This window comes from Streptomyces sp. CB01881 (genome assembly GCF_002953255.1).
In the GTDB taxonomy this organism is placed as follows: Bacteria; Actinomycetota; Actinomycetes; order Streptomycetales; family Streptomycetaceae; genus Kitasatospora.
In genome coordinates this window covers 10,998,484-11,007,817 of sequence record NZ_CP026498.1, presented here as the reverse complement: position 1 = coordinate 11,007,817, position 9,334 = coordinate 10,998,484, and the positions used below count along the sequence as shown (strand labels likewise).

The 9,334-nt window shown below is 74.4% G+C and carries 5 protein-coding genes, 1 pseudogene and 3 riboswitches; of the genes and pseudogenes, 2 read left to right on the top strand and 4 right to left on the bottom strand.

Annotated elements, in window-relative coordinates:
* Positions 1-1,896: prenyltransferase/squalene oxidase repeat-containing protein (locus C2142_RS41305; RefSeq protein WP_241003064.1), on the bottom strand; the 1,896-nt coding region annotated here is incomplete at its 3' end.
* A 104-nt stretch (positions 1,897-2,000) separates the two neighbouring features.
* A riboswitch (cobalamin riboswitch) is annotated at positions 2,001-2,146 on the bottom strand.
* A gap of 77 nt (positions 2,147-2,223) precedes the next feature.
* Positions 2,224-2,300: riboswitch (cobalamin riboswitch) on the top strand.
* A 133-nt stretch (positions 2,301-2,433) separates the two neighbouring features.
* Here C2142_RS41305 and C2142_RS37405 point away from each other — a divergent pair.
* Positions 2,434-3,847: pseudogene (locus C2142_RS37405) on the top strand (hypothetical protein).
* A gap of 73 nt (positions 3,848-3,920) precedes the next feature.
* Here the strand turns inward: C2142_RS37405 and C2142_RS37400 are convergent.
* The gene (locus C2142_RS37400; protein WP_206671112.1) at positions 3,921-4,400 is read right to left on the bottom strand and encodes a flagellar hook-length control protein FliK; all 480 of its coding nucleotides are present in this window, start codon (positions 4,398-4,400) and stop codon (positions 3,921-3,923) included.
* A gap of 29 nt (positions 4,401-4,429) precedes the next feature.
* Positions 4,430-5,506, bottom strand: a complete 1,077-nt coding sequence (locus C2142_RS37395; protein WP_148647179.1) for a peptidase — start codon at positions 5,504-5,506, stop codon at positions 4,430-4,432.
* A 97-nt stretch (positions 5,507-5,603) separates the two neighbouring features.
* Positions 5,604-5,762, bottom strand: a riboswitch (cobalamin riboswitch).
* A 184-nt stretch (positions 5,763-5,946) separates the two neighbouring features.
* On the opposite strand from C2142_RS37395, the gene C2142_RS37390 reads away from it, so the two are divergent.
* Positions 5,947-7,221 (top strand): phenylacetate--CoA ligase family protein, encoded by a 1,275-nt coding sequence (locus C2142_RS37390; protein WP_148647178.1) that lies wholly within the window; start codon positions 5,947-5,949, stop codon positions 7,219-7,221.
* A 61-nt stretch (positions 7,222-7,282) separates the two neighbouring features.
* Here C2142_RS37390 and C2142_RS37385 read toward each other — a convergent pair.
* Positions 7,283-9,334: acyl-CoA reductase (locus tag C2142_RS37385; RefSeq protein ID WP_194235861.1), on the bottom strand; the 2,052-nt coding region annotated here is incomplete at its 5' end.

Below are 9,334 nucleotides of genomic sequence, written 5' to 3'. Positions count from 1 at the left end.
GGGGTCGCGGCCCACGATCTCGGCGAGCAACGCCTCCTTGCCGATCGAGCCTCCACCGGCGAACTCGGTGCCGACACCGGTCCACTCGTTGACGGTGCGCCCGCTCGCGTCCTTGCCCTGCTGGTCCAGGAAGTCGACGATCCTGCGCAGCGCGGCGTCGTCGGTGCCGGTGGCGGCGAGGGCGTAGGCCCCGTCGATCGTGAGACCGAAGTCGGCGAAGGCCGGGAAGCCCTCGTAGTAGTGGCCGTCGATCAGGCGGGCCGGATCGGTGAGGTAGGCGCTGCCCTTGGCGGCGTCGGGCTTCCTTCCGGCGGGCGGGGTCGGCGTCGCGGTGGTGCCGTCCGGGTTGTGCCGGACGCTGGTGAGGTCGGTGCCGGTCAGGGCCAGGACGGCCTGCTCGGTGGCGGCCGGGTCCGGGTCGGTGGTCGAGGCGTCGGGGCCGAAGCCGCCGTCCTTGCCCTGCCGGGCGGCGAGCCAGGCCTTGGCGGCGGCCTGCCGGTCGGCCCGGCCGGTGGCCCGGAACGCCTGGGCCGCGCTCGCGGTGCTGACGGTGTCGCCGGGTGCGCCGGTGTACGGCAGGAGGGACCCGTCGGCCTGCTGGCTCGCCGCGAGCTGGTCCGCGGCCTTCCTCGCGGCCGTTTCGTACCCGGGGGCCGTGCGCAGGGCGAGGACCGCGAGGCCGGTGGTGAGCGGGTCGGACTCGCAGTGGTCACCGGCGACGACCATGGATCCGGCCATCCCGCCGTCGGCGCACTGGAACGCCGTGAAGCGGGCGAGCGCCGGGGCGGGCGGCGTGACGCCGGCGCGCTGGAGGGCGATGACACCGAGGGACTGGACCCAGGGCGAGGCCGCACCGAGGAAGTCCCCGGCAGCGGTGCACCTGCCGTTCTCCCCCGCCGCCGTGCAGACGTGGTCGGTGAGCGCCGCGATCAGGTTGCGGCCGCCGAAGGCCCGGGGGTCGCGACCGGTGCTCTCGGCGACGAGGGCCAGCAGGGCGGCGGCCCTCGCATCGGGCTTGCCGGTCGGACCGTCGGGGTACAGGAACGCGTCGGTGTGGGCGTCGAGGAAGGCGACCACCTTCCGCAGTGCCGGGTCCTGGGTCCCTGCGGCGGCGAACGCGATGGCGGTGAGGGCGGTCCGCGGGTAGTCCGGTCCCTCGACGGCCCAGTTCTCCATGTGGTCGCCGCCGACGAGCCGGCCGGCCAGCCAGGAGGCGGCCGCGGCCGGGTCGCCGGTGGCGGCCGGTGACCCGGTCGGGCCGGGAGTCGCGGTGGGTGTGGCGGTGGGTGTGGCGGTCGCGGACGGCGACGCGCTCCCCGTCGGGCCGCTGTTCTTGGCGCGGACGGAGTCGGGGGTGAAGCTCGGCGCCCCGCTGGTGCCGCCGATGTCGGTGCCGCCGTACACCCAGGCCTCGACTTCGCCGGGCTTGGGCTTCTGTGTCCCGGCCCCGAACTGGCTGTAGGACCAGCTCTGCTGGCCGGGTTCGGCGATCCAGTACGACCAGTACGCGGTGGCCTGCGGGGTGTTGACGCAGGGCTCCTCGGCCGGCGCCGGATACTGGGCGCCGCCGTTGAAGCTTCCGGTCCCGAGGCGGCAGATGAAGGCGGGTCCGTCGTGCTCGGTGCCGGTCGTGGTGAAGCCGGCGTTGTGCAGCAGGTTCATGCCCGTCGTGGGGTGGGCGTCGCAGCCACGGACGACACCGCCGCCCCAGTGACCGAAGTCGACCGCGACGATCGCGCCCGTCGTCGCCGTGCACCGCTCGATCGGGTCGGCCGCCGCGGTTCCGGGGTGCCCGAGCAGGACCGTGCCGCAGGCGGCGACCGCGACGGCTCCGGCGACCACCAGGGACGCGAGTTCCCGGTTCCTGTGACGTGTACGACTGCTGCTGACCCTCACGACGACTCCCTGGTCGGTCGACGCGGGAGAACACGGCGCAGCCGACGGTCTCCTGGGGCAGGGACCGTCCCGACCGCGTCGTAGTCCGCGACGACGCAAGTGCTCTGTGAACAGGCCCCCGGTCCAGGCATTCCGGCTCACCCACCGGGTTGGTGGGTCTACGGTTGCGGGTCAGCGCCGGAGTTGGACCGGCTTCCCCTGAATGCCGAGGGCGAAAAATCGGTTCATCAGACCACGTCGGCTGACGGAGAGTCAACGGGGCGTCAGGTAGGTCACATCGCCTCGTCGACCGGTGCGCCGTGCGGTAGCGTCCCCGGTGGCCGAGTGGGGGAACCCGGTGCGAATCCGGGGCTGACGCGCAGCGGTGTGGGGTGGCGGTCGAGCCGTCCCGAGCCCGGATGCCCGCCCGGCCGTGCACCGCGGCGAAAGCCGGCCCACGCGATCCGGGCGGCGACCGCTCCGCCGGTCGCGCGCTTCCGAACGGACGCCGGGACTCCGGGGCAGGGTCGGCGCCCGCCACCCCAAGGAGTCCGTCCCGTGTCCTTCCGCAGCCCGTCGCGGACCACTTCCCCTCCCGCCGTCACCGCCGCCCTGGCGGCCGGGGCCCTGCTGCTGTCCGCCGTCCCCGCCCGAGCGACGGCCCCCCCGGCCCAGACAGCCACCTCCAAGAGCACCGGCGTCACCTACCTGAAGTCCCTCCAGGGCGCCGACGGCAGCTACGTCACCGGCGGCGGGCTCTCCAACGAGTGGGCCTTCAGCGCGCTCGCGGCCGCCGGCACGGCCGCGGCCGACGTCACCCCGGGCGGTGACGCGAGCAGGAACGCCCGCCTGGTGTACCGCAACCAGCTCGCCGCTCCCGGCTGGCCCAGCAGCTCGCCGGTGGTCACGGACTACGAGCGCGGCATCCTCAACGCCTACGCCACGGGAATCGACCCCGCCCGGGTGGGCCCGGGCCGCAACCTCGTCGCCGACCTCGTCGCCTACTGGCAGAGCGCCGAGCCCGGCTACTACGGCCCGTCCGCCAACTTCAACGGCACGGTCTTCGGCCTGCTCGCCCTGGCGGGCGCCAGGACCCAGGCCGGCACCCAGCGCGCCCCGCAGCCGCTGATCGACGCCTCCGTCACGGCGGTGCGCGCCAACCAGCACAACGACGGCGGCTGGAACTACACCAAGGCCGCGGGCAACCCGACCGCGCTCGCCCAGGGCAGCGACATCGACATGACCGGCGCGGCCATGGCCTCCCTCTGCGCGGGCGGCGTTCCCGGCACCGATCCCGCGATCGTCTCCGCGAAGAACTTCCTCAAGGGCAAGCTCGTCTCCTCCGGCGCGTTCAACTCGATGTGGGGCGCCAACACCGACTCCAACGGCTGGGCCGTGTCCGGTCTCAACGCCTGCGGCATCAACCCCCAGGGCACCGACTTCACCAGCGGCACCGGCAGGACCCCGCTTCCTCATCGCCCAGCAGTTCAAGCCCGGCGGCGGCTTCAAGTACCTGCCCACCGACACCGTCCCCTCCCCCTATGCCTCCGTCGACGGCCTGCGCGCCGTTGCCGGGTCCGGCTTCACCGCCACCCCGCCGGCTCCGACCACCGCGGGCGAGCCCACCTGGGCCGCCACCGGCGCCTTCACCCCCGGCGCCGCGGCCAGGCTCGCCCTGGTCGTCGACGACGGCACCGGGGCGCTCAAGGCCTGCGCCGTCACCCTCACGCCGGCCGGCACCACCACGACCCTCGGCGACGTCCTCGACGCGGCGGCCACCGCCACCCCGGGTGGCTGCGTCACCTCGGCCACGCCGTCCACCGGCAGCGGCGCCGTCACCGCGGTCAACGGCACGGCCAACAGCGGCTCGTCCACCTGGGAGGTCAGCCTGGACGGCTCCGCCGCCACCGGCGCCACCCGGGCCGCAGCGGTCCACCTCGGCGACACCGTCTCGCTGCGCTTCGGCAGCTGAGCCCCGTGCAACCGGTGCCCCGGCTCTTCCGCGGAAGGGCCGGGGCACCGGTGTGCCTCCGGGCGTCAGGGCGTCAGGGCGCCGTGATGCCCGGCTGGGCGCCGGCGCCGAAGGACCAGCCCTCGACGTCGCCGGGGGCCGGGTTGTAGCTGCCGGCGCCCAGGCTGCTGTACGACCAGGGGCCGGCGTGCTGGGCGTGCCAGTACGACCAGTAGGCGGTGCCGGTCGGGTTGGTGCAGGTCGTCGGCAGCGCGTTGATCCTGCACACGAAGCCCGGGAAGCGCGGGTGGAAGGCGTACGAGAACCCGGCGCCGGTCAGCGCGGCGAGTCCGCTGGCCGGGTCGCCGGGGGCGCAGCCGGTCTGGATGCCGCCGCCGACGGCCGTGAAGTCGACCACGACCGTGACGCCGGTGGTTCCGGAGCAGGCCGCGGCCCGGGCCTGCGGGGCCTGGACGGCGCTGACGCCGAGCAGGCCGGTGGTGAGGGCCGCGGCCGCGGCGATCGACCCGAGCGTGCGGCGGACCGGACGGGCCGGGGTGAGGGTGCCGGTCATCGGATAACTCCTCTTGGGGGCAGGCCTGTTCAGTGGGAGGCCGGTACCGGGCAGGCCAGGGTCGGCGCATCGGGGCGCGCGCCGGCGGCGGAGAGGGTGGTCAGCGGGGTGCCGGCGAGGCCGAGGACGGCCTGCGCGGTGGCCCGGGCGCCGTTGCCCGCGTTGAAGCCGGACGCGTCGTAGGCGACCGCGCCGCGGACGGCCGGGTCGGCGGCGCAGCCCTGCTGGAACTTCACCAGCCGGCTCCAGCCCTTGAGACCGGCCCCGAAGCGTCCGCCGGAGAGCAGCGCCTGGGTGGCCAGGCCCGTGGTGTTGGCGTTGGAGGCGGTCGCCCCGGCGGCCGCGAACCCGCCGTCGGCGCCCTGGTGGGAGGTCAGCCAGGTGAGGCCCGCGCTCGCCTTGGCGGCCCGTCCCGTGGCGGCGAGGGCCTGGACGGCGAGCGCGGTGGCGTCCGGGTCACCGGTGCAGGTGGCCTGCCCGAAGGAGACCGGGAAGCCGCCGTCCGCACACTGGCTGTTGGCGAGGAAGTCCACGGCCGCAGACGGTGCGTCACCGGGCGTGCGGTGCAGGGCGATCAGGGCCAGCGACTGCCCGAAGGCGTTGCTGTAGTCACCCCACTGCGAGCGGTCGGAGAACCGGCCCTCGGTGGTCTGGAGCGAGCGCAGCCGGGCCGGCAGGTCGACGCCGCCGAAGCCCGCCGGGTCCGCGCCGCGGACCTCCACGGCGAGCAGCAGCTTGGCGGTCGCGCCCGCGTACGCCTCGGTGGTGCCGTCGCCGAGGTAGCCGCTGATGATCTCGGGCCTGGCGAGCCAGGCGGTGGCCTTCGCGGCGGCCTGCTCGGAGCCGTGCGCGGCGGCGAAGGCCAGCACGGCGTCGATGGTCAGGCCCGGGTCGGGGTAGGCGGTGCCGTTGAAGACGGACTCGAAGTGGTCGCCGTCGACGAGCTGGCGGGCCAGCCAGCCGGCCGCGGCGGCGTCGGGGCGGACGGTCCGGGACGATGCCGCGTCGGCGGGTGCGGCGTGGGCGGCGGTGGCCGCGGGGAGCGCGGTGGCGAGCGCCAGGGCGGGTATCGCGAGCAGACCGGGAGTGCGGCGGAGCGTGGGCATGGGGTGCCTTTCCGGGCCTGGACGCAGGGGCCCGGAGGACGCCGGCAACGGCCGGGCAGCCCTCGGAGCTCCGGCCCGCAGACCACGACGGGAGGAGGGGTGACACACCTCCGCCGACGGGTACTCGGGCTCGCCGCCGACGTGGCGTCGGCGGCCTACCGTTGCGGGTCAGCGCCGGATTCGGACCGGACTTCCCCCATCGGCGGAGTCACAACATGACGGTTCATCATGGCGAAACGGAAAAGATCCGGTCAAGGGATGGTGGGTCACATCACTGCGCTCGCAGCCACCACCCGTACCACCGGCACCGAAACCGTCCAGCTGCACCGCGGTGGCCGTCGCAGTGGCCCCTGGGCCGGGGCCGGGTGGCGCAAGCGGCGGGGAGCGCTCGCCCCACCCCGCGCGAACGAGGCTTTTGTACAGGTCTAGACTCATATGATGTGACGAGCAATCATATATCCGACCTGATCCGCCATGTACGGGAGAACTCCCCCTTCTACCGCGACCTCTACGCCGGCCTCCCGGACGACCTGACCAGCCCCTCCGACCCCACCGGCCTGACCGCACTGCCGCTGACCGACCACACCGCCTACTGGGCGGCCCACGGCATCGGCCGCAGCCGGGTGCTCACCGGACCGCACGACGACGGGATCGTCTTCAAGACCGGCGGCACCACCGGGGCGCCGCGCGTGTCCATGTACACCCGCGCGGAGTGGCGCCGCATGAGCCGGACGTTCGGCGGCGGCCTGCCGGCCGCCGGGCTGCGTGCCGGGGACCGGGTCGCCAACCTGTTCTACGCCGGGGAGCTCTACTCCAGCTTCGTCTTCACCCTCAACTGCCTGCAGGAGGCGCCCGTCCCCACGGTCCAGCTGCCGATCGGCGGTGCCGCGCCGCTGGACGCCACCATCCAGGCCCTGCGCGACTTCTCCGCAACCGTGGTCGCCGCGCCGCCCACGTCGCTGTGCCGGCTGGCCCGCGAGGTCGTCGACACCGTCGGGACCCTGCCGGACGTCCGCGTCGCGCTCTTCGCCGGCGAGGCCTGCTACCCGGACCAGGTGGCACTGCTCACCACCGCCTTCCCGAACGTGAGCGTCCGGTCGATCGGCTACGCCAGCGTGGACGCGGGCGTCCTGGCCGGTCCGGTGGCCGGGGAACCGGACAGCCGGGTGCACGAGGTCTTCACTGCGGACAAGGTGGTGGAGCTGCTCGATCCGGAGACCGGCGAGCCGATCGAGGAGGAGGGCCGCCCCGGCCGGGTGGTGGCCACCGATCTGGTCCGCCGCCTGATGCCGGTGATCCGCTACCCGGTCGGCGACCTCGCCGAGTGGGTCGACTTCCCGCGGCGCCGCCTGCGGCTGCTGGGGCGCTCGGAGGAGGGCGCCCGGGTCGGGGTGGTCACCGTCTACCTGGAGGACCTGCGCGCCCTGCTGGCCTCGGCCGGCGGGCACGACCCGGTCGTCGGCCATCAGGTGGTCCTGCGGCATCGGGCCGAGCGGGACGAGCTGGTCCTGCGGCTCGCCACCCGGGGCGGTGAGAATCCCGACCTGGCACGGGAGTTGACCGCCCGTCTCGGTGCGATCCGGCCGATGTTCGCCGACCACGTCCGCAAGGGACTGATCCACCCGCTGACCTTCGAATGGGTCACCCCGGACGGCCTCGCGGTCAACTCCCGTACCGGCAAGCTGATCCGTCTCCTCGACGAGCGGATGGGGTAGCTCCCGCAGCATCCGTGGCGCGGTGCTGCGGGAGCCTCGGCCTGGCAGCCGTCCCCGCCCCCTACCGGTTCCGGGCCCGGCGGTCGACGACGGCGAGGAGCTTGCCGCTGGCGGCCGTCCGCTCGAAGTCCTCGGCGGGGGCGTGCTCCACGGACAGCTCCACCAGACGGTCGCGCACCACGGCGGCGGCCAGGTCCGGGTAGGCGTCGAGGAACTCCCGCACCGCGTCCGGCTGTTCACCCGGGCGCTGGTCCCCGCCACCACCCGGGCGCTGGTCCCCGCCACCACCCGGGCGCGAGCGGTCCGCCTCCAGACGGACGGTCAGCGTCTCCCGGGCGCTGTGCTCGTCCTCGTCGAGGAGCAGCTGGAGGGCCCCGTGGTGGTCCAGCCGCTCCTCGGCCGCCAGCACGAAGCGACGGTAGTTGAGGAAGTGGCTGCCGCTGCGGAAGATGTCGCCGAAGCGGCCGAGGAGTTCGAACCGCGGGGTGCGCCGCCCGCAGGGGCAGGCGCCGTCCACCCAGCGGCCGAGGTCACCGATCTCGTAGCGGTCCAGGCGCTGGCCGCGCCGGCTGTGCGCGGTGAAGACCAGCCTTCCGGCCTGGCCCGGATCGGCCGGGCGGTCCTCCTCCAGGTCGAGGATCTCCAGCGTCTGGAGTCCGCTGAACAGGTGGTGCACCCGGCCCCCGGCGTCCGGGCACTGGTAGCCCAGCGGGCCCGCGTCGACACTTCCGTACGCGGCCGAGCGGATCAGCTCGACGCCGAACTCCTCCCGCAGCCACGTGCGCCGGCGCTCGGGGAAGTGCTCTCCGCCGTAGAAGAGCTTGCGCACCCCGCGGTACCCGCGGAGCACGTCCGCGCCCTCGGTGAAGACCCGCAGCAGATAGTTCGGCATGCCGAAGAGGGTGTCCACCCGGTGCTCGACGATCGAGCGGGCGACGGCCGCGTGGTCGTCCTGGGCGGCCATCGGGAACTGCACCGCGCGCAGGTTCTCCAGGACCGAGTAGAAGCTCAGGAAGCCGCCGTAGAGCTGGCCTCCGAAGAAGAGGTTCATCGCCCGGTCGGTGCGCGGGTCGAAGCCCGCCGCCAGCACACCCTCGGCCCCGTGCCGCATGTGCTCGTGGTAGTCGTCCCAGCTGAAGGCCGACAGCTTGGGCGCGCCGGAGCTGCCCCCGCTGCGGAAGAACACCTCGGCCCGGCCGAGGTCGCCCTGCAGCTGCTCGAACTCGGTCTTCGCGGTCACCGGCACCGGCGGGGGCGGCAGCTCGCGGGCGCCGACCAGGTCGTCGAGGCAGGCATCGGAGGCGAAGCGGGCGTCCAGCTGGACGTCCACCCGGCGGCTGTAGCGCTGCAGCGCGTACACACCGTCGTGCGGCTCGCCGTCGTAGCTGTCCAGCATCCGCCCGGGGACGGTGACCCGCTGGACCCCGGCGGCCAGGACGGCACCGGCCAGCTCGGCGGTGTCGCGGCGGGAGGCGCCGATACCGGCGGTCTGCAGGTAGCGGCGCATCGGGCGCAGCACCTCGCCGATCCGCTTGCGCGGCAGTGGCTTGACCCAGACGGTCCGGTGCAGCGGGGAGGCCCGCAGGGCGACGCGGGTGTCGGCCAGGACGTGCCAGCGGGCGGCGGGGTCGGCGTGCACCTTGGTGAGGCCCAGGTGTTCCTCCAGTCGGGCCACCAACACGGTGTTGGTGATCTCGGCGCTCTCCAGCAGCTCCGGCTCGGCCGCAGTGGGCGGCTGCGCGGCGAGGACGGCGGCGAAGCGCTCGGCGAAGGCGAAGAGCCGCTCGTGGTCCTCGGTGTCCAGGTAGATCACCTGGGGGCTGGCGCAGGCCTGCTGCTCCAGGCGGCAGATGTCCTGCGCGATGCCCGCGAGCACCTCGGAATCGGACCAGGCGTCGGCGGTGAGGTAGGCGAAGGAGAGCTTGGGGCCCCAGTCGACCAGCCGGCAGCCGGGCGGGGTGAGGGCGGCGATGGCGTTCACCGCCTCCTCCCCGCCCCAGGCGGCGACCGCGTCGGCGGCGCCGCAGAGCCGGGCCAGCCAGTCGGTGCGGGACGAGGGGAAGCCCAGCACCACGGTGCGCGCCGCGATGGCGCCGGTCGGGTGCGGCCAGGT

Bases quoted from the DNA above. Each gene is read 5' to 3' on its own strand.
- C2142_RS37400 (WP_206671112.1), bottom strand. From the start codon at position 4,400: ATGACCGGCACCCTCACCCCGGCCCGTCCGGTCCGCCGCACGCTCGGG.
- C2142_RS37395 (WP_148647179.1), bottom strand. From the start codon at position 5,506: ATGCCCACGCTCCGCCGCACTCCCGGTCTGCTCGCGATACCCGCCCTG.